Genomic DNA, 20,815 nt, shown 5'->3' on the forward strand with positions numbered 1-20,815 from the left:
GAAGCTACCTGCGCAGCCGATCGACGGGACGCACGTTCCACCGCATCCGGCGGGACGCTCCCGCGCGCCGCCTCGCCACCCAGGAGGCGACGGCTCGACGAATCCGGAAGTTCAGGCCGCGGTGGCGGAGGGTGGCACGACGGGCGCCCCACCCCGTGGCGCGCTCGACGATGCGCGCGAGCACGGCGGGCTCGGTCGTGTTCTCGGCGAGCCGGTTCGGCTTGCCGTCGCCGTGGTAGTCGCTGGATCCCGTCACCTCGAGCCCGAACCGCTCGGCCAGCTCCGTGAGGCGCACGCGCGACGCGGGCGGGTTGTCGCGGTGCCGCACCTCGAGGCCGAACAGGCCGGCGGTGACGAGCGACGTCATGCGCGAGTCCGACAGCACGCGCTCGGGCCCGCGGGCACCGGGATGCGCGAGCACGGCCAGGCCACCCGCCCCGGTGATCAGCTCGACGCCGAGGATCGGGTCGGGCGCGTAGTGCGGTCGGTAGTAGCCGCCCTGCCAGTGGAGGATGCTCTCGAAGGCCGCCGAGCGGGTGGCCACGTGGCCGCGGGCCACGAGCGCGTCGGCGATGTGGGGGCGGCCGATGGTGCTGCCGGGCGTGGTCTGGGCGAGCACGTCGTCCCAGGTGAGCGCGTAGTCGCGGCCGATGCGGCCGACCATCGCCTCCGCCCGGGTCATCCGCTCGCCGCGCACCCGGGCGGTCATCGCCGCGAGGTCGGCGTCCTCAGGGTCGAACAGGTAGGCGAGCACGTGGACGCTCGCGTACTCCAGCTGCGTGCTCATCTCCATGCCGGGGACGAGGGTGATGCCGTGCGCGCGGGCCGCGGCGGAGGCGTCCGCCCAGCCCGCGGTGGAGTCGTGGTCGGTGAGCGCGACGGCGGAGAGCCCCTGCGACGCGGCCTGCGCGACCAGCTCGGCGGGCGTCTCGGTGCCGTCGGAGACGGAGCTGTGCGTGTGCAGGTCGATGGGACCCCGCTGCTCGTCCGGCATCCGTCCATCCTACGCGGCGGCCCTCCGGCGCCCGCCCGGAGGGGGCCCGCGCGGGCGCTCTCCCAGAGAGCCGCCATAGTGTCGTGTACGTCATGGGTCGGATCGTCGGAGCAGCAGTCATCCTCGTCACCGCCGCAGGACTCCTCCTCGTCACCTGGCCCCAGCTCCTCGGGCTGGAGCAGACGTACCTGGTGGCCCACGCCGTCGCCATCCGCGGCGCCCTCGTCGCGGCAGCGGCCGCGGTCCTCGTCGTGACCCTGGTCCTCTGCCTCGCGATCCGCCCCGGGCGGCGCCTGCTCGGGAGCATCGCCCTGCTGCTGGTGGTCTTCATCGGCGCGAACTCCGCCGTCCTGGCGACGCGCGGGCTCGGCGACACGGCCTTCGCCGAGCCGCAGGAGTCCGACGTGACGGTGCTGTCCTGGAACACGCTCGGCGGCGCGACCGGCGCGCGCGCCGTCGCCGACCTCGCCATCGAGTCGGGCGCCGACGTCGTCACCCTCCCCGAGACGCGCGAGGAGACCGGCGCCGAGATCGCCGTGCTCATGCGCGAGGCCGGCCGGCCGATGTGGGTGCGCACCACCGCCTTCGACGACGTGGCCGCGGCCCGGTCCACCACCATCCTCATCAGCGCGGCCTATGGCGACTACCGGGTCGACGAGTCGCGCGGCACCACGAGCGTCCTGCCCACGGTCATCATGGAGCCGGTCGACGGCAACGGGCCCGTCATCATGGCGGTGCACCCGGTCTCCCCCATCCCCGAGCAGATGGACAACTGGCGGGCCGACCTCGCCTGGCTCGGGCAGCGCTGCGACGAGGGCAACGTGATCATCGCGGGCGACTTCAACGCCACGCTCGACCACATGAGCCGGTACGGCGGCACGCCGACGGAGCGCGACCAGGTGACCGACCTCGGCCAGTGCGTCGACGCGGCGCGCGCCTCGGGGAACGCGGCGGTCGGCACCTGGCCGACCGACGTCCCCGCGCTCCTCGGCACGCCCATCGACCACGTCATGGCGACGCCGGGATGGGAGGTCACGGGCTTCCGCGTGGTCGAGGACCGCGACGGGGCGGGCAGCGACCACCGTCCGATCGTCGCGCAGCTCACGCCGCTGCGCTGAACCGCCCCTCCCCTCCTGCCGCGCACCGCAGGTGGGATGATCGGAGGATGGCCGAGAACACCGACACCACGTCCGAGACCACACGCGAGCCCGCCGCCGCGGAGATCGCCGCCGACCCGGCCGCGCCGCTGGCGACGACCGAGACCGCAGCCCCCGCGATCACCGCCCCCGCCGCCGCGACCTCCGGCGGATCCGGCGCCGCCCCGGTCCCCCGCGCCACCTCCAACCGCAGCACCACCCCCGCGAGCACCGCGTTCAGCGACTTCGTGTCCACCGGGTGGGCCGACCGGGAGGAGGTGGAGCCCGCCCGCCCGCGAGCAGGCGCCCTACGCCGCCGAGCGCCGCCGCCGCCTCTCCGCGCTCCACACGGGAACGCGCCTCGTGATCCCCGCGGGCCGCCTGAAGCAGCGCAGCAACGACACCGACTTCCCCTTCCGGGCGCACTCCGCGTTCGCGCACCTCACCGGCTGGGGCTCCGACAGCGAGCCGGGGGCCGTGCTCGTCCTCGACCCCGTGGCCGAGGGGTCCGCCGCCGACGGCTCCTCCCACGAGGCGACGCTGTACTTCCGGGAGCGCGCCGGCCGCGACAGCGACGAGTTCTACGCCAACGCCGAGATCGGCGAGTTCTGGATCGGACCGCGCCCCTCGCTCCGGCAGGTCGCCGCCGACCTCGGCATCGCCACCGCGCCCCTCGCCCGGGTCGACGCGGCCATCGACGCCAGCGGCCCCGTCCGCGTGATCCGCGAGGCGGATGCCGTGATCGCCGCCCGCGTGGACGAGGCCCGGGCCGCGGGCGGCGCCACGGACGACGCGTCCGACGCGGACGCGGTCCTCGCCCGTGACGCCTCGGAGCTGCGCCTCGTGAAGGACGACTACGAGATCCGGCAGATGCGCCAGGCCGTCGACACCACCGGCCGCGGCTTCTCCGACGTCGTCGCCGACATGCCCGCCGTCACCGCGCACGCGCGCGGCGAGCGCCTCGTCGAGGGCGTCTTCAACGCCCGCGCACGGGCCGACGGCAAAGCGGTGGGCTACGACACCATCGCCGCCTCCGGACCGCACGCCTGCATCCTGCACTGGACCCGCAACGACGGCCGCGTCCTCCCGGGCGACCTCATCCTCATCGACGCGGGCGTCGAGCTCGACAGCTGCTACACGGCCGACATCACGCGCACGCTCCCCGTCTCCGGCACGTTCACCGACGTGCAGCGGGAGGTCTACGAGGCCGTCCGCGAGGCGGCCGACGCCGCGCTCGCGATCGTGCGTCCCGGCATCCGCTTCCGCGAGGTGCACGCCGAGGCGATGAAGGTGATCGCCCGTCGCGTCGCCGACTGGGGCATGCTGCCCGTCACGGCGGAGGAGGCGCTCGAGGCCGACAACCAGCACCACCGCCGGTACATGGTGCACGGCACGAGCCACCACCTGGGCCTCGACGTCCACGACTGCGCGCAGGCCCGCCGCGACATGTACATCGACGGGATCGTCGAGGCGGGCATGGTCTTCACCATCGAACCCGGCCTGTACTTCCAGCCCGACGACCTCACGGTGCCGGAGCGCTTCCGCGGCATCGGGGTGCGCATCGAGGACGACATCCTCGTGACGCGCGACGGAGCCGAGAACCTGTCCGCCGGCATCCCGCGCACGGCGGACGAGGTCGAGGCGTGGATGACCGGCCGCTCCTAGCGGCCGAGCCGGGCGGGGTGCCGCCGGGCGGGGCGCGCGGGGATCAGGCCCCTGTCGCGCCCTGCTCGCCCACGGGCCGGTCGGTCGACGTGGGCGGCGCGGTCGGCTCGGGGGCCTCGGGTCCGCCCTCCTCGGGCACGCGCTCCCCATAGGGGCCCGCGGGACGCGCGGCGGGAGCCGCGGCGGGCGGCGGCGTGGTGACGAAGGGCTCGCCGTAGACCGACGTGCCCGCTCCCCCGATGCCGAGCACGTTGCGGGCGCGGTGCATCGAGTCGGGCTCGACGACCACCGAGTAGCTCGTGGCGGTGACCTGCATGACGGAGGTGAAGTCGCGGCGGCGGCGCGTGATGCTGTAGCTGACGATGCCGAAGATCGCGCCGAACCCGACGCCGATGATGACCGCGCCGACGACCGAGGAGATGTTCGGCACCGGCGAGAACAGGAACGTCACGAGCCCCAGGAACAGGCCCAGCCACGCGCCGCTGGCCGCCCCCGCCGCCGCGGCGCGGGCGGAGGTGAGCTTGCCGGTGACGCGCTCCACGCTCGTCAGCTCGTTGCCCACGATGCTCACCTGCGTGACGGGGAAGTCGGCCTCGGCGAGCGTGACGACGGCCTTCTGCGCCTCGTCGTACGTCTCGTACGTCGCCACGGGCTCGCCCTTCGGGAGCCGGGGCATGCGGGCACGGGAGCTGCGTCCGAGGAGGGGTGAGGTCACCGCTCCAGTGTCCCACCCGGTGCCGGGCGGCGGCTGGGCGAGCGACTAGATTGACTCTGTGAGCGCCTCCCGAGTCTTCGTCGCCCGGCTCGCCGGGTGCAGCGTGTTCGACCCCGCAGGCGACCGCGTCGGGCGCGTGCGCGACGTGCTGGTCGTGTACCGCAAGGACGATCCTCCGCGCGTCGTGGGCCTCATCGTCGAGATCCCGGGCAAGCGCCGCGTGTTCCTGTCCATCGGGCGGGTGACGAGCATCGGCTCGGGCCAGATCATCACGACGGGGCTCATCAACCTGCGCCGCTTCGAGCAGCGCGGCGGCGAGGTGCGGGTGATCGCCGAGATCCTCGGGCGCCGGGTGCGCCTGCGCGACGGATCCGGGAACGCCGTCATCGAGGACGTCGCCATCGAGGAGTCGGGCCAGGCCGAGTGGGAGGTGTCGCAGCTCTTCTGCCGCCGTCCCCGCACGAGCCCCTCCCCCTTCGCCAAGGGCGCCACCATCTTCGCCACGTGGAGCGACATGGCGGAGCTGCAGGACGACGGCGTCGCGCAGTCCGCCTCGCAGTTCCTCGCCGCGTACTCCGACCTGCTGCCCGCCGACCTCGCCAACACCCTGCTCGACCTTCCCCAGGCCCGGCGCCTGGAGGTCGCCGAGGAGCTGCCCGACGCCCGGCTCGCCGACGTGCTGGAGGAGATGCCCGAGTCCGAGCAGGTGCAGATCATGGCCACCCTCGACGACGACCGGGCCGCCGACGTGCTCGACCAGATGCAGCCGGACGACGCCGCCGACCTCATCGCGCAGCTGTCGGAGGAGCGCGGCGAGGCGCTGCTGGAGCTGATGCAGCCCGATGAGGCGGACGACGTCCGCATGCTCCTCAGCTACGCGCCGGACACCGCGGGCGGCCTCATGACCACCGACCCCGTCATCGTGTCGGGCGACGCGACCGTCGCGGAGGGCCTCGCGCTCATCCGCCGGCACGAGCTGGCGCCCACGCTGGGGGCGGCCGTCTGCGTGACCCTCCCGCCGTACGAGCCGCCGACGGGCCGCTTCCTCGGCATGGTGCACTTCCAGCGGATGCTCCGCTACCCGCCGCACGAGCGCCTCGGCACCCTGCTCGACCAGGGCCTGGAGCCCGTCCGCGCCGACACCAGCGCGGCCGAGGTCTCCCGCATCATGGCGAGCTACAACCTCGTCTCGGTGCCCGTGGTGGACGAGAACCACCGCCTCGTCGGCGTGGTCACCATCGACGACGTGCTCGACCACCTGCTGCCGGACGACTGGCGCAGCGCCGATGCCGAGCGCGAGACCCGCAAGCGCGCCACCGCCCGCTTCCACGGCACGGCCACGGCCGCCATCCCCACCGCAGGACCCGTACGAGGACGGAGGATCCCCCGTGGCACGGCAGAGTAACCGCGACGTCCGCCTGGACGCCCCCAAGGGCCTCCGCACCACCGTCCTCCCGATGCGCAACCGCGCGAGCCGCGACCGGTTCGGCCGCTTCACCGAGTCCATCGCGCGCGGGATGGGCACGCCGTGGTTCCTGGTGGGCCTCACCCTGTTCTGCGTCGCGTGGATCGGCTACAACACGTACGGACCCGCGTCCGCCCGCTTCGACTCCGCCGCGCTCGGCTTCACGGCCCTCACGCTGATCCTCTCGCTCCAGGCCTCGTACGCCGCGCCGCTCATCCTCCTCGCGCAGAACCGCCAGGACGACCGCGACCGCGTGCAGATCGAGCAGGACCGGCAGCGCGCCGAGCGCAACGTCGCCGACGTCGAGTACCTCGCCCGCGAGGTGGTCTCCCTCCGCCTGCAGATGAAGGACGTGGCGTCGAAGGACTTCATCCGCGCCGAGCTCCGGCAGCTCCTCGAGGAGCTCGACCGCCGTGACGACCCCGAGGCGGACGACGCCGAGGGCGAGAGCCGCCGCAGGACGCATGGCCGCTGAGGTCGCCGGCACGGCGCCGCTCACCGCGGACGCGGTGCGGCAGGCGCTCGCGCGCGTGGTTGACCCGGAGATCCGCCGGCCCATCACGGAGCTCGACATGGTCTCCGACGTTCGCGTCGAGGACGGCGGCGTGGCGCACGTCGACATCGCCCTGACGATCGTCGGCTGCCCGGCGGCGACCTCCATCGAGCGCGACGTGCGCGAGACGGTCGCGGCCGTGCCGGGCGTCGTGCGCCTCGAGCTCACCGTGGGGGTGATGAGCCCCGAGCGGCGCCGTGCGCTCACCGAGCGGCTCCGCGGGCCGGCCGCCCAGCGGGGCATGCCCTTCGGCCCCGACAGCCTCACGCGCGTCTACGCCGTCACGAGCGGCAAGGGCGGCGTCGGGAAGTCGACGCTCACGGCCAACCTCGCGGTCGCGCTCGCGGCGAAGGGGCTCGCCGTCGGGCTCGTCGATGCCGACGTGCACGGGTTCTCCATCCCGGGCATCCTGGGGCTCGTCGACCAGGACGGCCGCACCGCGCAGCCCACCCGCGTCGGCGACATGATCCTGCCGCCCGTCGCCCACGGCGTGAAGGTCATCTCCATCGGCATGTTCCTCGACCCGGACGCCGCCGGGGGCACCGCCGTCTCCTGGCGCGGCCCGATGCTGCACCGCACCATCCAGCAGTTCCTCACGGACGTGTTCTTCGGCGACCTCGACGTGCTGCTGCTCGACCTGCCGCCCGGCACCGGCGACGTCGCCATCACGGTGGGGCAGCTGCTGCCGCACGCCGAGGTGCTCGTGGTCACGACGCCGCAGCCGGCTGCGGCAGACGTCGCCGAGCGCAGCGGGCTGGTCGCCCGGCAGACGGGGCAGCGCGTCGCGGGGGTCGTGGAGAACATGGCCGGGCTCGCGCAGCCCGACGGGTCCGTCCTCGAGCTCTTCGGCGCGGGCGGCGGCGAGGAGGTCGCCCGGCGCCTGTCGGCGGGGCAGGACGATCCCGTCCCCCTCCTCGCGAGCGTCCCCCTCAGCGTCGCCCTCCGGGAGGGCGGCGACGCAGGGGCACCCCTCGTCCTCGCGACGCCGGGGGATCCCGCCGCCGTGCAGATCCAGCGCGTCGCGGACCACCTGGCCCGGCGCGGCCGCGGTCTCGCGGGCCGGCGGCTCGGGCTCTCCGTCTCCTAGTCGCCACCCGACCAGGCGCTCCGACGATCCCGGGACGCACGAGGAGGACGGCACCCCGCGGGCTGCCGTCCTCCTCGTGCGTGCTGCGCGTGCCGCCTAGACGTGGCTGCGGTGCGTGCGGGTCGGCACGGCGCGGTAGCCGTCGCGTGCGGTGACGACGACGGTGCCGGCGACGGCGGAGACGGAGAGGGCGGCGACGGCGATGAGGAAGACGGTCATGGTGGTGCTCCTGCGGGAAGGCGGATGGCGGCGCATTCCGCCGCACCTCCAGGAGACCACCGCGCATCGTTCAGGACAAGCTCATAGTCCTTGCCTGGCTGTGTAGCCTGGCTACATGGACATCCGACGCCTCGAGCTCCTCCGGGAGCTCGCCGACCGGGGCAGCGTCGGGGCCGTCGCACGCGCCGCGGGGCGCACGCCGTCCGCGGTCTCCCAGCAGCTCAAGGTGCTCGAGCGGGAGGCCGGGGTGCCGCTCACCGAGCGGTCCGGCCGCGGCATCGTGCTCACCGACGCGGGCCGCGCGCTCGCGCGCACGGCCACCGACATCGCCGTCGCGGTCGCGCGCGCCGAGGCGCTGTGGGAGGACTTCCGGCACCAGCCCGCGGGCGAGGTCACGCTGGCGATGTTCCCCACCGCCGGGCAGATGCTGCTTCCGGGCCTCCTCGACCGGGTCGCGACGATCGCCGACCTCACCGTGCGGGCCAGCGACCGCGACCCGGCCTCCCGCGCCTTCGCCGACCTCACGGCCGACTTCGACGTCGTCATCGCCCACTCGCTCGCGGGGGCGGGGACGTGGCGCGGGCTCGGCCTCGTGATCGTCCCGCTCATGGTGGAGCCGCTCGACGTCGCCATGCCGTCGGGTCACCGCCTCGCGGGTCGCGCGTCCGTGAGTCCCGCCGACCTCGGCGGCGAGCCGTGGATCGGCGTGCCGCAGGGGCTCCCCTTCGACCGGATCCTCCTCGACATCGAGCAGGCCCTCGGCGCCCCCGCCCGGGTCGTCCAACGCGTCAACGACACGCGCATCACCGAGTCCCTCGTCGCCTCGGGCCACGGGATCGCGCTGCTGCCCCGTTACACCGCGGGTCAGCACGACGGCGTGGTGGTGAAGCGGCTCACGGGGGTCGTGTCCCGGCGGCACGTGCACGTGCTGCTGCGGCCCGACCGCGCCGAGCGTCCCTCGGTGCGGGCCGTCGTGGACGCGCTCCGCGAGGAGGCGCGCACCGTGGACGCGCGCTTCAGCGCGAACGGCTGAGCGACACGGTGCGAGGGAACAGGGTGGGGTCCGCGCACCCGATCGCGTGGCCCGGGCCACCGGCATCCGGCGCCGTGCGGACGGCCGTCCCGCGTGAGCGTGGGACGACGTGCGTCAGGTGGCCTCGACGTCGAAGGGCGCGGGCTGGGCGGAGGCGGCGGCCGCCTCGCGTTCGAGTCGCTGACGACGGGCGATCGTGGTCTCGACCGGCACACGCGGCTTCGTGACGACGGGCTCGTCCTCGAACAGCGCCTCCTTGATGATGCGGCGCGGGTCGTACTGGCGGGGGTCGAGCTTCTTCCAGTCGACCTCGTCGAACTCCGGCCCGAGCTCGTCGCGCATGCGCTCGCGGGCTCCGGTGGCCATGCGGCGGGCCGCCTTCACCAGATCCGCGAGCTTCTGGGTGTACAGCGGCAGCCGCTCGGGGCCGAGCAGGAACACCGCGATGATGCCGATGAGCATCAACTTCTCGAACGTCAGGCCGAACATGGTCACAGGCTAGCCGGTCGACGCCCGATCTCCACCCGTCCGCAGGCTCCCGTCAGCCGGCGCGGCGCATCGGGGCGTCACCGGACACGCCCCCGTCGGGCGTCCGACCGCGGGGCCGATACCCTGGTGACCCGGAAGAGGGAGGTGCCGCGTGTCCGACCAGGAGACCGGGTGGAAGTTCGCCGAGGACGTCGTCGTGGAGGACGAGCACATCGCCCTGGCCCGCCAGCACTCCCGCGAGCTCGGCATCGAGGCCGTCTCCCCCGCCGTCGGCGCCCAGCTCTCGCTCCTCGCCGCCGCCACCCGTGCCACGAGCGTCATCGAGATCGGCACGGGCGCCGGGGTCTCCGGCCTCTGCATCTTCCGCGGGGCTCCGCGCGCCGTGCTCACGAGCATCGACGTGGAGTTCGACCACCAGCAGGCGGCTCGCGAGATCCTGGCCGACGCCGAGGTCCCGGCGAACCGCGTCCGCCTCATCACGGGTCGCGCGCTCGACGTGCTGCCCCGCATGAGCGACGCCAGCTACGACCTGGTGCTCGTGGACGCGGATCCCGCCCAGGTCATCGAGTACGTCGAGCACGGCCTCCGACTCGCCCGCCCGGGCGGCCTCGTCCTCGTGCCGCACGCGCTCTGGCGCGGGCGCGTGCAGAACCCGGCCGCGCGCGACGCGCAGACCGCGGCGTTCCGCACGCTCGTGCAGGAGACGGCCGGCTCCGGTGCCGTCGTCGCGTCGCTGTCGCCCTCGGGTGACGGCCTGCTGCAGATCGCCCGGACCGGGCGCTGAGCGCCGACGGTCGACACCGGGGTGCGGGAGGACGACAGGGCCGCGACGCGACGGCCCGCGAACTCGAGAGCACCGCGACGCGACGCGACAGCGCCCGCCCCGTCGTCGACGGGGCGGGCGCTGTCGCGTGATGTGCGTTCCGACTAGCTCGCGCTGGTGACCGCGGCGAGGGCGTCGTGAAGCTCCTTCGCTTCGGCGTCGTTGACGGAGACGACGAGTCGTCCGCCTCCCTCCAAGGGCACGCGCACGATGATGAGCCGGCCCTCCTTCACGGCCTCCATCGGTCCGTCGCCGGTCCTGGGCTTCATGGCTGCCATTCGGCTCCCCTTTCGTGGATGTGCGTCCATTATCCCGCATCGACACGGCCCTCGATGAACGCGCGGCGCCGTGCTACGGCCGCGACGCCCCCGTCCGGCGGTGGAGGGGGCGCCGCGGTCCACGTCTCGGGGTGCGGAGGACCCCGTCACGGCGGCGTCCAGTCCCCCGCGGTGGCACGCCACATGAGGTCGATCCAGAGCCACTGCCCGACGACCATCGCCGCCACGACGGAGACCCGCCAGGTCCGGGAGCGGGGCACGGCGAGCGCGCCGGCCAGCGGGATCATCGGCAGCAGCAGCCGGAAGACGCTCGACTGCGGGAAGAAGACGGCGAGGAGGTACAGGCCGTACGACGCGATCCAGATGCGCAGGTCGGGACCGAGCGCCCGCACGGAGGGGCGCGTCAGCATGAGGGCGAAGGCGGCGACCACGAGGAGCACGGCGATGGTGCCCAGGGGACCGCCGATCCAGAAGCCGCCCGCGTCGAACCACGCCTCGAACGGGACCAGGTGGCGGTACCCGACGTAGGACGCCCGCCAGGAGAGCTCCGTGTCCGTGTACGCGGAGACGGAGCCGGTGCGGATCGCGGCGATGACGGGCCACGCGGCACCCGCGACGAAGGCCGACATCCCGGCGAGGACGAGGCGCGCGCGCTCGGCGCGCGGGAACGGGTCGCGCCGCGCCGATCGGAGCCGCAGGACGCCGTGCAGCAGCAGCGCGAGCGCGAACGCCAGCCCGAGCGGCCGGGTGAACGCCATGACCACGACGACGGGCGCGAGGAGCGCGTAGCGCCGGTCGACGAGGAGGAGCAGGGCCGTGAGGAGGAGGAGCGTCTGCAGGCTCTCCGCGTACGCCACCTGGAACAGCGGCGAGACCGGCGCCACGCAGACGATGACGACCGCCGTCATGACGGACGACGGGGAGAGGAAGCGCGACAGCAGCCGGTGCAGCACCAGGACGGCGCCGGCGCCCGCCACGACCGACACGGCGACGGCCGCGGCGGCGAACGACGCCCCGGTCACGTGCTGCACGGCGCCCACGACCGCCGGGTACACGGGCATGAAGGCCCACGCGTTCGCCTGGACGTGCCCGGCGGCGTCCACGGGGAGGACCGACGGATAGCCGGACGTCAGGATGTCGCGGTACCAGCCCGCGTCCCAGAACGTCGCGAACCGCAGGTACGTCGGGGACGCGTCGGCCCATGGGCTCCGGATCTGGCCGCGGGCCGACAGCACCATGAGCAGCGTGGTGAGCGCCCGGCTGGCGACGTAGATCCCGAGGACCGCCGCCCACCACGGCAGGAACGGGGCCCGGCGCGCCTCGGGGAGGTCGTCGACCCGGGCGCGCCGCGCGGGCCGGGTCAGCGCGCCGTCAGCCACGCCCGGAGGCCGCGCTCGCACGACGTGATCTGCGCGACGTCGACGCGCTCGTCGTCCGCGTGGGCGAGGAGCGGGTCCCCGGGGCCGTAGTTGACGGCCGGCACGCCGAGGGCGCTGAAGCGGGCGACGTCGGTCCAGCCGTACTTGGGGCGCGCCTCGCCGCCGACCGCCGCGAGGAACGGCTGCGCGATGGCCGCGTCGAGGCCCGGGCGCGCCCCCTCGGCCAGGTCGACGACGGTGATCTCGAAGCCGGGGAAGAGGCCCGTCACGTGCGCGACGGCCTCGGCGCCCGAGCGGCTCGGGGCGAAGCGGTAGTTGACGTGCACCATCGCCTCGTCGGGGATGACGTTGCCGGCGATGCCGCCGGAGACCCCGACCGCGTTCAGCCCCTCCCGGTACACCAGCCCGTCGACCTCCACCTCGCGCGCCTCGTACGCGGCCAGCGTGGCGAGCACCGGTGCGATCCGGTGGATGGCGTTCTCGCCCACCCAGGAGCGGGCCGAGTGCGAGCGCTTGCCGAACGCGCGGACCTCCACGCGGAGGTTCCCGTTGCAGCCGCCCTCGATCTCGGAGCGCGTCGGCTCGCCGAGGATGGCGAAGTCGCCCTCCAGCAGCTCCGGACGCGTGCGGGCGAGCCGGCCGAGGCCGTTGAGGCTGTCGGAGACCTCCTCGTGGTCGTACCAGATCCACGTGATGTCGTAGGCGGGGTCGTCGAGCTCGGCCGCGAGCACCAGCTGCACGGCGACGCCGGCCTTCATGTCGACGGTGCCGCGCCCCCAGAGGTACTCGACGCCGTCCTCGTGCTCGGTGCGCGTGGGGAGGTTGCGGTTGAGCGGCACGGTGTCGATGTGCCCCGCGATGACGACGCGGCGGTCCCGGCCGAGGTGCGTGCGCGCGATGACGGCGTCGCCGTCCCGCTCGACGTCGAGGTGGGCGCATCCGGCGAGGGCGCGCTCGATGGCGTCCGCGAGCGGACCCTCGTCCCCGGAGACGGACTCCATGTCGCAGATGCGGCGCGTGACCTCCACGCTCCCCGCGGTCAGGTCGAGCTCGGGCACGGCAGGGGTCTCGGTCGGCATGCCGAACATCCTAGGTCGGGGGCGGTGGGCTCCACCGGGGAGCACCGGGACGGCGCGGCCCGATCGGTACGCTGGCCGCATGGCCTCCCCCGCTCCGTCCCCGTCCGCCGCGCCCGCCGCCGGGTCCGTCCCCGCCTCCGGATCCGCGTGGGGCTACGGCCTCGCCACCGTCGCCTCCGACGGCACCGTCCTCGACACCTGGTTCCCCGCGCCGGAGCTCGGCGCGCTCCCCGCGGGACGCGACCGCTGGATCGCGCCGGCCTGGGTCGAGGAGCTCGCGGTCGCCGATCCGCGTCGCGGCGTCACGGTCGACATCGTCACGGTCGAGATCGACCTCCAGACGCCCCCGGCGTCCACGCCCGACGCGTACCTCCGCCTCCACCTGCTCAGCCACCTCCTCGTCAGGCCCAACGGGCTGTCGCTGGAGGGGATCTTCGGCCACCTGCCCATCGTCGTCTGGACGAACGCCGGCCCGGTGCACCCCGACGACTTCGACCGGCTCCGGCCGTCCCTCCAGCGGGCGGGAATCGCCGCGCACGGCGTGGACAAGTTCCCGCGGCTGCTCGACTACGTCACGCCGGACCGCGTCCGCATCGCCGACGCCTCCCGCGTGCGCCTGGGCGCGCACCTCGCACCGGGCACCACCGTCATGCACGAGGGCTTCGTCAACTTCAACGCCGGCACGCTCGGGTCCTCGATGGTCGAGGGGCGGATCTCGCAGGGCGTCGTCGTCGGCGACGGCTCGGACGTCGGCGGCGGCGCGTCCATCATGGGCACGCTCTCGGGCGGCGGCACGGACCGGGTGACGATCGGCGAGCGGGCGCTCCTCGGGGCGAACTCGGGCGTGGGCATCTCCATAGGCGACGACAGCGTCGTCGAGGCCGGCCTCTACGTGACGGCCGGCACCAAGGTCCTGCTCGTCGGCGCCGCGCCCGGCGCCGACGGCCGCGCGCCCCAGGTGAAGGCCGTGGAGCTCTCCGGCCGGCCGGGGCTCCTGTTCCGCCGCAACTCCCTCACGGGGGCGGTCGAGGCGGTCCCGCGGCGCGGCGGCGGGTCGATCCTCAACGAGGCGCTGCACGCGTAGCGGCCGTCCGCCCCGCGCAGCACCCGGACCCGGGCGTCAGCGGCCCCGGACCCGCCGGCGCGGGGCGGGGGCGTCCGCGGGCGGGTCGATCCGCAGGACGTCGACCACGACCGCGGTCACGTTGTCGCGTCCGCCGTTCTCGAGCGCGTGCACGACGAGGGCCCGCACCGCCGTGGCCGCGTCGTCCGCGCGCAGCAGGTGCCCCCGGATCTCCGCGTCCGACAGCTCCTTGGTGAGCCCGTCCGAGCACACGAGCAGGCGGAGCCTCGCGGTGACCGGCAGCAGCCAGTAGTCCGCCTCGGCCGCGTCGCCGACGCCGACCGCGCGGGTGATGATGTTGCCGTCCGGGTGCCGGTCGGCCTGGGCGCGGGTGAGGCGGCCGGCGTCCACCATCTCCTGCACGACGGAGTGGTCGACGGTGACCTGCTCGAGCACGTCGCCGCGCAGCTGGTACACGCGGGAGTCCCCGACGTTGAAGACGGCCCAGTACGGGCGATCCGAGACCAGCGTGAGGCAGGCGCCCGTGACGGTCGTCCCGGCGTGCAGCTCCAGGTCGCCGGTCTCCTCGCGGATGTCCTCCACGGCGCGTTCGAGCGCGGGCTCCAGCCCCTCGGGATCCGCGAAGCCGGACTCGGCGCGCCCCTGCTCCTCGGCGAGGCGGCGGATGACCGCGTCGCTCGCCACGTCGCCGGCCGCGTGCCCGCCCATGCCGTCGGCGACGGCGAAGTAGGGCACGGCGGCGAGCAGGCTGTCCTCGTTGTGGTCGCGGCGGAGCCCGCGGTCGGTCGCCGACGCCCAGCCGAGCACGAGGATGCGGCCGTCCGGCAGGGCGAGGGAGGTCTCCGCGACGTCCGCTCCGATGGCGGTCATCGGGCGGACAGGATCTCGAGGACGACGCCGTCGCCCAGGTCGATGCGCGTGCCGGGGACGACCACGAGGGACTCCCCGGGGCGCAGCGCCAGCCGCTCGGCTCCCGGTGCCAGCACGGCGGTCCCGTTGGTGGAGTCGAGGTCGGTCACGACGACCACGCCCGAGTCCTGCCGCAGCGCGAGGTGCGTGCCCGAGATCTCGCCGAGCGGCGAGGGCACGGCCACGAGGCGCGGCTCCGCGCCGCGCACGACGCGCGGCGGACGCGGGCGTCGGCCCACGATGACGGGCGCGTCCAGCGGGATCCTCTCGCCGCCCGGCTCGCCGTCGCCGGCCTCCTGCGGGCGGCCCTCGCGCACGACGCGGAACGCGTGCACGGTGTGCGTCGTGTCGTCCTCGCCGTCGTCCGGGAGGGTGCGGATCGCGACGGTCGGGATGCCGGCGGAGCGGCCACGGGCGGCCGCGTCGGGGCGGCCCTCGGCGGGGATGGCGGCGGGCACCGGGGCACCGGCCGGGGCGGAGGCCGGGTCCGCGGGCGGGGCATCGGTGTCCGGGGCGGCGGGATCCGGGGCGTCGAGGACCGTGGCACCCAGCGCCCTGTCCGTGGCGTCCGATGCGCCGGCGGTCGCGTGCGCCCGGTGCATCCGGCGCCTCGAGGCGCCAGGCCACGGCGTCCGCGGCGACGGCACCCGCGACGAGCGGGAGCCCGTCCTGCGCATCCGCCGCAGCCCGGTCCGCGGAGGCGCCGGCGCGGTAGGCGCGGACGCGGTCGAGGGTGGCCAGGTAGAACGGCTGCGCCTGGCGAGCATCTACGCGGCGCGGCTCCGCCGGGAGGCCGTCGGCGTCGTCGGCCTCCACGTCGACGACGGCGTCACCGCGGAGGACCACCTGCAGGCGCACCCTGGCGTCGCCGCCGCGCTCGTGCACGAGCACGGCGAAGGAGGGCACCTCGTCCGGCCCCCGGAGCGGGAGCGCCGCGACGATCGACTCGGCCGCCGCGGACGGGCCGGCGAGGATCCGCCAGACGTCCTCCACGACCCGCGGGGCGGCCCCGGCCGGCAGCACGACGACGGCGTGCGGGGTGACGACCGCGAGGCCCGGGGAGCCCGCGCGGGAGGGAGCGGATCGGTGGGAGCCCTCGCTCACGTCATCGGCTCCATCGAGGATCGGCGCCCGGTCGGGCGGTGGGCGCCGGGCCTCGGGCGGCCGGACGCGCTGATCACGATGCTACCGCGCGCGCGTGCCCCAGCCGAGGGGTGCGCGGCCGCCGGATCGCTCGGCTCGAGAGGCGGCTCGGAGGGCCATCTGCGCAGCTCCCGGCGCGCGTCGCCGCGGATCCGGTTGCCCGGCCCCCTCCGGACTGCCATGCTCGGACGATGAGCACGCCGCAGCGCCCCTCCGCCCGGGGGCTCCCCGTGGACGCCATCTCCCGCTCCATCGTCGATCAGCTCCGCGAGGACGGCCGCCGATCGTACGCGGAGATCGGCAAGGCGGTCGGGCTGAGCGAGGCCGCCGTCCGCCAGCGCGTGCAGAAGCTGACCGACGCCGGCGTGATCCGCATCGTCGCCCTCACCGACCCGCAGCAGCTCGGCCTCACCCGTCAGGCCATGATCGGCGTCACCGTGAGCGGTGACGTGCGCATCGTGGCCGATGCCCTCGCCGCGATCCCCGCGGTCGACTACGTCGTCATGACGGCCGGAACCTTCGACCTCCTGGCCGAGGTGGTGTGCGAGGACGACGAGGAGCTCGTGGAGCTGCTCAACGCGCGCATCCGGGGCCTGGAGGGCGTGGTGAGCACGGAGACGTTCGTGTACCTCAAGGTCCACACGCAGGACGGCCACGGGCGGTCCCGGTGACCCCAGCACCGCGCTGGGGCTCCTCCCGCGGCCCGTCGCACGCGCGCACTCCCCCGACCTGCCTGCGCCTCCCGTGATCCACGCCCCGCGTCGTACCGTCGCCGCATGATCCCCTCCTCCCCTGCCACGCTCCCCGCCCCGCGAGCGGAGCGCACGACGTCCCGGTCGCTCGCGTCCGGGACCGCCGACGCCCACCGGGGCACCGAGCTGCCCCCGACGACCGCCGTCCACGAGCTGCCGCCCGGCACCGCGCTCCTGCGGATGCCCTCGCCCGTGGGCCGGCTCGAGATCGTCGGCGAGGGGGACCGCGTCGCGTCGCTCTCCATCGCGACGGCCGACCGCCTGCCGCTCGACCACCTCGACGACCAGCCGAGCGCCGTGCTGGAGGAGACGGCCCGCCAGCTGCAGGAGTACTTCGCCGGGCGGCGCCAGGTGCTCGACGTGCCCCTGGCGCTCCGTGGCACCCCCTTCCAGGTCGCCGTCTGGCGGGCCCTCGCGCGCATCCCCCACGGCGGCGTCACCACCTACGGCGCCCTGGCCGAGGCGGCGGGTCGACCCGGTGGAGCTCGCGCGGTGGGCGGCGCCGTGGGCGCCAACCGGCTGTGCCTCCTCATCCCCTGCCACCGCGTGCTCGGGGCCGACGGCCGCGTCACGGGCTTCAGCGCCGGCGACGGGGTGGAGACGAAGGTCCGGCTGCTGGCGCTCGAGGGATCGGTGCTCGCCTCGTGACGGCCTCCCTCGTCACCGGGGACGACGGCCTCGCCCGATGCGCCTGGTCGGCCGCCGACCCGGAGTACCGCAGGTACCACGACGAGGAGTGGGGTCGCCCGCTCCACGGCGACCGGCCGCTCTTCGAGAAGCTGTGCCTGGAGGGCTTCCAGGCGGGGCTGTCGTGGATCACGATCCTCCGCAAGCGGCCCCGGTTCCGCGAGGTCTTCCACGGGTTCGACGTCGACGCGGTCGCGGCCATGGAGGAGGACGACGTGGAGCGCCTCATGAGCGACGCGGGGATCATCCGCAACCGCGCCAAGATCGAGGCGGCGCGCGGGAACGCACGCGCCGTGCGCGCCCTCGTGGACGCGCGCGGCGACGGAGCGCTCGACCGCATGGTGTGGGCGCACGCGGAGGATCCCGCCACCCGGCCGCGACCGGCGGCCGCGGCGGACATCCCGGCCGTCACCCCCGGGTCGACGGCCCTCAGCCGGGAGCTCAAGCAGGTCGGCCTCCGCTTCGTCGGCCCTACGACGGTCTACGCGCTCATGCAGTCCTCCGGACTGGTCGACGACCACGTCGTCGGCTGCCACCGCGCCGGCTGACCGCGAGGTCCGCGAGGCCGGCGGCGCCCATCGGCCGGAGGCCCAGGTCGGCGCACCTCCGGTCCGCGCGGCTCCGGTCAGTGCGAAGCGGCCACCAGCACGAGCTCGCCGTCGGCTCCGCGGGACAGCTCGATGCCGCTGGCCGCCGCCCAGTCCAGGAGGTCCGCGACGGACGCGAGGTCCCGCCCGCCGAGGATGAGCGCCCGCACGAGCTCGCCCTTCGCCTTCTTGTTGAAGTGGTTGAGGGCGCGCACCGTGCCGTCCGCCCCGCGCGCGACGACGCGCACCACGGCCGAGTCCTCGTGCCCCGGTCGCGGACCGAGGGCCGCGTAGCCGTCGGAGCGGAGGTCGAGCACGAGACCCGGGACGTCCTCGAGGACCCGGCGCACCGACGCGGCCCAGTGGGCCTTCATGCGGACGCCCAACAGGCGGCTGTCGTGCGAGAGCCGGTACGCCGGTATCGGGTCCGTCGCCCGCACGGGGCCGAGGAGGGCCGAGTGCACGGCCACGTGCCGCCCCGCGAACTCCAGCTGCGCCGGATCCAACGCGTCGGCGCGGATGGGGTCGTAGAGCACCCCCGTGTAGCGCAGCAGGGCCGGCATGGTGGGCGACGACTCCACGACCCGGTCGCGCTCCACCTCCGCCGCCTGACGCGGCCCGAGCTTCAGGACCCGCGTCGCGGCGTCCGCGTCCTGGGCGAGCTCCGCGACCGCGCGCACGACGGTGCGCCGCTCCGCGGTCAGCTCGGGGAAGGCGAGCCGGTCGAGGTCGAGCCGCGTGCCGGCCTCGCCGCCGTCGCGCTTCGTCTCGGACGGGGGCAGCAGGACGAGCACGGGACCTCCGGGGACGGATGGACGACGGGGCCGCGGAGGGCCCCTGGACGGGGTCAGCAGGCGCCGGTTCGAGCGCGGAGGCGGGACCGCGCGCGGGACGCCCGCCATCGGGGCACCGCCGGAGACGCACAGCGCGCACGCCGGACGCACGACGGCGGACGGCCCCCGAGGGGACCGCCCGCCGTCGGACGGAGGTGGCGCTACGCGACCAGGGCGGCCTGGCGCGCGACCACGGTCACGTTGTCGTTCTCGACCGAGAGGAAGCCCTCGTCGGCGTCGGCCGTGATCACGGCACCGCCGTCCTGCGTGATGCGGACGTTGCCGGTCGCGAGGATCGCCAGGAGCGGCTCGTGACCGGCGAGGATGCCGATCTCGCCCTCGCTCGTGCGCGCGACGACCATGGAGGCCTGGCCGGACCAGACCTGCTGGTCGGCCGAGACCACGGTGACCGTGAGATCAGCGCGGGCCATGTCAGCCGTTCTCCTTCTGGATCTCGGACCAGCGGCGGTCGACGTCGTCGAGGTCGCCCACGTTGAAGAACGCCTGCTCGGCGACGTGGTCGTACTCGCCGTCGGCGATCTTCGAGAAGGACTCGATGGTGTTCTTCAGCGGCACCGTGGAGCCCTCGACGCCCGTGAACTTCTTCGCCATGTACGTGTTCTGCGAGAGGAACTGCTGGATGCGGCGGGCACGGCTGACCGTGACCTTGTCCTCCTCGGAGAGCTCGTCGACGCCGAGGATCGCGATGATCTCCTGGAGCTCCTTGTTCTTCTGCAGGATCGCCTTGACGCGGGTGGCCGTGTCGTAGTGCGCCTGGCCCAGGTACCGCGGGTCGAGGATGCGGCTGGTGGACGTCAGCGGGTCGACGGCCGGGTAGAGACCGCGCGACGCGATCTCGCGGCTGAGCTCCGTGGTCGCGTCGAGGTGCGCGAACGTGGTGGCCGGCGCCGGGTCGGTGTAGTCGTCCGCGGGGACGTAGATGGCCTGCAGCGAGGTGATGCTGTGGCCGCGGGTCGACGTGATGCGCTCCTGGAGCACGCCCATCTCGTCCGCGAGGTTCGGCTGGTAGCCCACCGCGGACGGCATGCGGCCGAGCAACGTGGAGACCTCGGAGCCGGCCTGCGTGAAGCGGAAGATGTTGTCGATGAAGAGCAGCACGTCCTGGTTCTGCACGTCGCGGAAGTACTCCGCCATCGTGAGCGCGGACAGGGCCACTCGCAGGCGCGTTCCCGGCGGCTCGTCCATCTGGCCGAAGACCAACGCGGTCTTGTCGAAGACGCCGGCCTCCTCCATCTCCATGATGAGGTCGTTGCCCTCACGGGTGCGCTCGCCGACGCCCGCGAACACGGACACGCCGCCGTGGTCCTGCGCGACGCGCTGGATCATCTCCTGGATGAGGACGGTCTTGCCGACGCCCGCTCCGCCGAACAGGCCGATCTTGCCGCCCTGCACGTACGGGGTGAGGAGGTCGATGACCTTGATGCCGGTCTCGAACAACTGGGTCTTCGACTCCAGCTGGTCGAACATCGGGGGCTTGCGGTGGATGGGCCAGCGCTCGGTGATCTCGATCTTCTCACCGCCGACGTTGTTGAGCACGTCGCCGGTGACGTTGAAGACCTTGCCTTTGGTGATGTCGCCGACGGGGACCGAGATGGCCTCGCCGGTGTCGCGCACCTCCTGGCCGCGGACGAGGCCGTCCGTGGGCTTGAGGGCGATGGCGCGCACCAGGTCGTCGCCGAGGTGCTGGGCGACCTCGAGCGTGATCTCCGTGGAGTCCTCGCCGATGGTGATGGTGGTCTTCAGGGCGTTGTAGACCGGGGGGATCGAGTCGTGCGGGAACTCGATGTCCACGACCGGGCCGGTGACGCGTGCGATGCGTCCGACGCCGGCCACCCTGTCGGTGTCGACCGGCGCAGTGGCGGTGTCAGTCATTGGTGTCTCTCT

The 20,815-nt window shown here is 74.4% G+C and carries 23 protein-coding genes and 1 pseudogene; 11 read left to right on the forward strand and 13 right to left on the reverse strand.

What is annotated here, in order from left to right:
* Positions 1–4: 4 nt before the first annotated feature.
* Positions 5–994, reverse strand: coding sequence for a PHP domain-containing protein (locus tag ACZ411_RS03900; protein ID WP_464168667.1), 990 nt, complete (start codon positions 992–994; stop codon positions 5–7).
* Between the two features lie 92 nt (positions 995–1,086).
* On the opposite strand from ACZ411_RS03900, the gene ACZ411_RS03905 reads away from it, so the two are divergent.
* The gene (locus ACZ411_RS03905; protein WP_104291027.1) at positions 1,087–2,112 is read left to right on the forward strand and encodes an endonuclease/exonuclease/phosphatase family protein; all 1,026 of its coding nucleotides are present in this window, start codon (positions 1,087–1,089) and stop codon (positions 2,110–2,112) included.
* Here ACZ411_RS03905 and ACZ411_RS03910 read toward each other — a convergent pair.
* Positions 2,096–2,386 carry a hypothetical protein gene (locus tag ACZ411_RS03910; RefSeq protein ID WP_464168787.1) on the reverse strand — a complete coding sequence of 97 codons (291 nt, stop codon included), beginning with the start codon at positions 2,384–2,386 and terminating at the stop codon, positions 2,096–2,098. The two genes, ACZ411_RS03905 and ACZ411_RS03910, sit on opposite strands and share 17 nt — an antisense overlap.
* Here ACZ411_RS03910 and ACZ411_RS03915 point away from each other — a divergent pair.
* Positions 2,271–3,795 (forward strand): annotated as a pseudogene (locus ACZ411_RS03915) (aminopeptidase P family protein). The gene ACZ411_RS03910 and the pseudogene ACZ411_RS03915 overlap by 116 nt on opposite strands.
* A gap of 43 nt (positions 3,796–3,838) precedes the next feature.
* Here the strand turns inward: ACZ411_RS03915 and ACZ411_RS03920 are convergent.
* Entirely contained in the window at positions 3,839–4,510 is a 672-nt protein-coding gene (locus tag ACZ411_RS03920) for a YflT domain-containing protein (protein WP_464168669.1), read from the reverse strand.
* Positions 4,511–4,568: 58 nt separating this feature from the next.
* On the opposite strand from ACZ411_RS03920, the gene ACZ411_RS03925 reads away from it, so the two are divergent.
* From ACZ411_RS03925 to ACZ411_RS03935, 3 genes are read left to right on the forward strand one after another with little or no spacing between them, the layout of a single operon-like run.
* Positions 4,569–5,915: a magnesium transporter MgtE N-terminal domain-containing protein gene (locus ACZ411_RS03925; protein WP_464168671.1), complete on the forward strand. Its 1,347-nt coding sequence runs from the start codon at positions 4,569–4,571 to the stop codon at positions 5,913–5,915.
* Positions 5,899–6,450 (forward strand): DUF1003 domain-containing protein, encoded by a 552-nt coding sequence (locus tag ACZ411_RS03930; protein ID WP_464168673.1) that lies wholly within the window; start codon positions 5,899–5,901, stop codon positions 6,448–6,450. The genes ACZ411_RS03925 and ACZ411_RS03930 overlap by 17 nt, the downstream gene beginning before the upstream one ends.
* Positions 6,440–7,615: an Mrp/NBP35 family ATP-binding protein gene (locus tag ACZ411_RS03935; RefSeq protein ID WP_104291025.1), complete on the forward strand. Its 1,176-nt coding sequence runs from the start codon at positions 6,440–6,442 to the stop codon at positions 7,613–7,615. The genes ACZ411_RS03930 and ACZ411_RS03935 overlap by 11 nt, the downstream gene beginning before the upstream one ends.
* Positions 7,616–7,711: 96 nt before the next feature.
* Here ACZ411_RS03935 and ACZ411_RS03940 read toward each other — a convergent pair whose 3' ends face one another.
* Positions 7,712–7,834, reverse strand: coding sequence for a hypothetical protein (locus ACZ411_RS03940; protein WP_258070126.1), 123 nt, complete (start codon positions 7,832–7,834; stop codon positions 7,712–7,714).
* Between the two features lie 115 nt (positions 7,835–7,949).
* Between ACZ411_RS03940 and ACZ411_RS03945 the strand changes: the two genes are divergently transcribed.
* Complete coding sequence (locus tag ACZ411_RS03945) at positions 7,950–8,867, forward strand: LysR family transcriptional regulator (protein ID WP_104291024.1); 918 nt, start codon at positions 7,950–7,952, stop codon at positions 8,865–8,867.
* 114 nt (positions 8,868–8,981) lie between these two features.
* On the opposite strand, the gene ACZ411_RS03950 is transcribed toward ACZ411_RS03945, so the two are convergent.
* Complete coding sequence (locus ACZ411_RS03950; RefSeq protein ID WP_094116942.1) at positions 8,982–9,356, reverse strand: Sec-independent protein translocase family protein; 375 nt, start codon at positions 9,354–9,356, stop codon at positions 8,982–8,984.
* Between the two features lie 151 nt (positions 9,357–9,507).
* On the opposite strand from ACZ411_RS03950, the gene ACZ411_RS03955 reads away from it, so the two are divergent.
* Positions 9,508–10,140 carry an O-methyltransferase gene (locus ACZ411_RS03955; RefSeq protein WP_094115488.1) on the forward strand — a complete coding sequence of 211 codons (633 nt, stop codon included), beginning with the start codon at positions 9,508–9,510 and terminating at the stop codon, positions 10,138–10,140.
* 143 nt (positions 10,141–10,283) lie between these two features.
* Here ACZ411_RS03955 and ACZ411_RS03960 read toward each other — a convergent pair whose 3' ends face one another.
* The 3 genes from ACZ411_RS03960 to dapE form a co-directional block, all read right to left on the reverse strand.
* Positions 10,284–10,457 (reverse strand): DUF3117 domain-containing protein, encoded by a 174-nt coding sequence (locus ACZ411_RS03960; protein ID WP_012037866.1) that lies wholly within the window; start codon positions 10,455–10,457, stop codon positions 10,284–10,286.
* Positions 10,458–10,603: 146 nt separating this feature from the next.
* Positions 10,604–11,836, reverse strand: coding sequence for a hypothetical protein (locus ACZ411_RS03965; RefSeq protein ID WP_104291023.1), 1,233 nt, complete (start codon positions 11,834–11,836; stop codon positions 10,604–10,606).
* Entirely contained in the window at positions 11,818–12,915 is a 1,098-nt protein-coding gene (gene dapE / locus ACZ411_RS03970) for a succinyl-diaminopimelate desuccinylase (RefSeq protein ID WP_094115487.1), read from the reverse strand. Before dapE ends, ACZ411_RS03965 begins: the two co-directional genes overlap by 19 nt.
* Positions 12,916–12,994: 79 nt before the next feature.
* Here dapE and dapD point away from each other — a divergent pair, with 79 nt between their 5' ends.
* Positions 12,995–13,999, forward strand: a complete 1,005-nt coding sequence (gene dapD, locus ACZ411_RS03975) for a 2,3,4,5-tetrahydropyridine-2,6-dicarboxylate N-succinyltransferase (protein WP_104291021.1) — start codon at positions 12,995–12,997, stop codon at positions 13,997–13,999.
* A gap of 36 nt (positions 14,000–14,035) precedes the next feature.
* Here the strand turns inward: dapD and ACZ411_RS03980 are convergent, their stop codons facing one another.
* Entirely contained in the window at positions 14,036–14,869 is an 834-nt protein-coding gene (locus ACZ411_RS03980) for a PP2C family protein-serine/threonine phosphatase (RefSeq protein ID WP_464168709.1), read from the reverse strand.
* Positions 14,866–15,510 (reverse strand): FHA domain-containing protein, encoded by a 645-nt coding sequence (locus ACZ411_RS03985; RefSeq protein WP_464168711.1) that lies wholly within the window; start codon positions 15,508–15,510, stop codon positions 14,866–14,868. The genes ACZ411_RS03980 and ACZ411_RS03985 overlap by 4 nt, the downstream gene beginning before the upstream one ends.
* Positions 15,511–16,242: 732 nt before the next feature.
* Between ACZ411_RS03985 and ACZ411_RS03990 the strand changes: the two genes are divergently transcribed.
* The 3 genes from ACZ411_RS03990 to ACZ411_RS04000 all read left to right on the forward strand — a co-directional run bounded on the left by ACZ411_RS03990 (position 16,243) and on the right by ACZ411_RS04000 (position 18,038).
* Complete coding sequence (locus ACZ411_RS03990; RefSeq protein ID WP_094115484.1) at positions 16,243–16,722, forward strand: Lrp/AsnC family transcriptional regulator; 480 nt, start codon at positions 16,243–16,245, stop codon at positions 16,720–16,722.
* A 105-nt stretch (positions 16,723–16,827) separates the two neighbouring features.
* Complete coding sequence (locus tag ACZ411_RS03995) at positions 16,828–17,451, forward strand: methylated-DNA--[protein]-cysteine S-methyltransferase (protein WP_464168713.1); 624 nt, start codon at positions 16,828–16,830, stop codon at positions 17,449–17,451.
* Positions 17,448–18,038 (forward strand): DNA-3-methyladenine glycosylase I, encoded by a 591-nt coding sequence (locus tag ACZ411_RS04000; RefSeq protein ID WP_464168715.1) that lies wholly within the window; start codon positions 17,448–17,450, stop codon positions 18,036–18,038. Before ACZ411_RS03995 ends, ACZ411_RS04000 begins: the two co-directional genes overlap by 4 nt.
* Before the next feature lie 77 nt (positions 18,039–18,115).
* Here ACZ411_RS04000 and yaaA read toward each other — a convergent pair whose 3' ends face one another.
* The 3 genes from yaaA to atpD form a co-directional block, all read right to left on the reverse strand.
* Positions 18,116–18,871 carry a peroxide stress protein YaaA gene (gene yaaA / locus ACZ411_RS04005; protein WP_464168717.1) on the reverse strand — a complete coding sequence of 252 codons (756 nt, stop codon included), beginning with the start codon at positions 18,869–18,871 and terminating at the stop codon, positions 18,116–18,118.
* Positions 18,872–19,071: 200 nt separating this feature from the next.
* Complete coding sequence (locus tag ACZ411_RS04010; RefSeq protein ID WP_094115481.1) at positions 19,072–19,341, reverse strand: F0F1 ATP synthase subunit epsilon; 270 nt, start codon at positions 19,339–19,341, stop codon at positions 19,072–19,074.
* Position 19,342: 1 nt separating this feature from the next.
* On the reverse strand, positions 19,343–20,803 hold the full coding sequence (atpD, locus tag ACZ411_RS04015; RefSeq protein WP_094115480.1) for a F0F1 ATP synthase subunit beta: 1,461 nt from the start codon (positions 20,801–20,803) through the stop codon (positions 19,343–19,345).
* Positions 20,804–20,815: the final 12 nt, after the last annotated feature.

It is taken from the genome of Clavibacter sp. AC415, assembly GCF_979252985.1.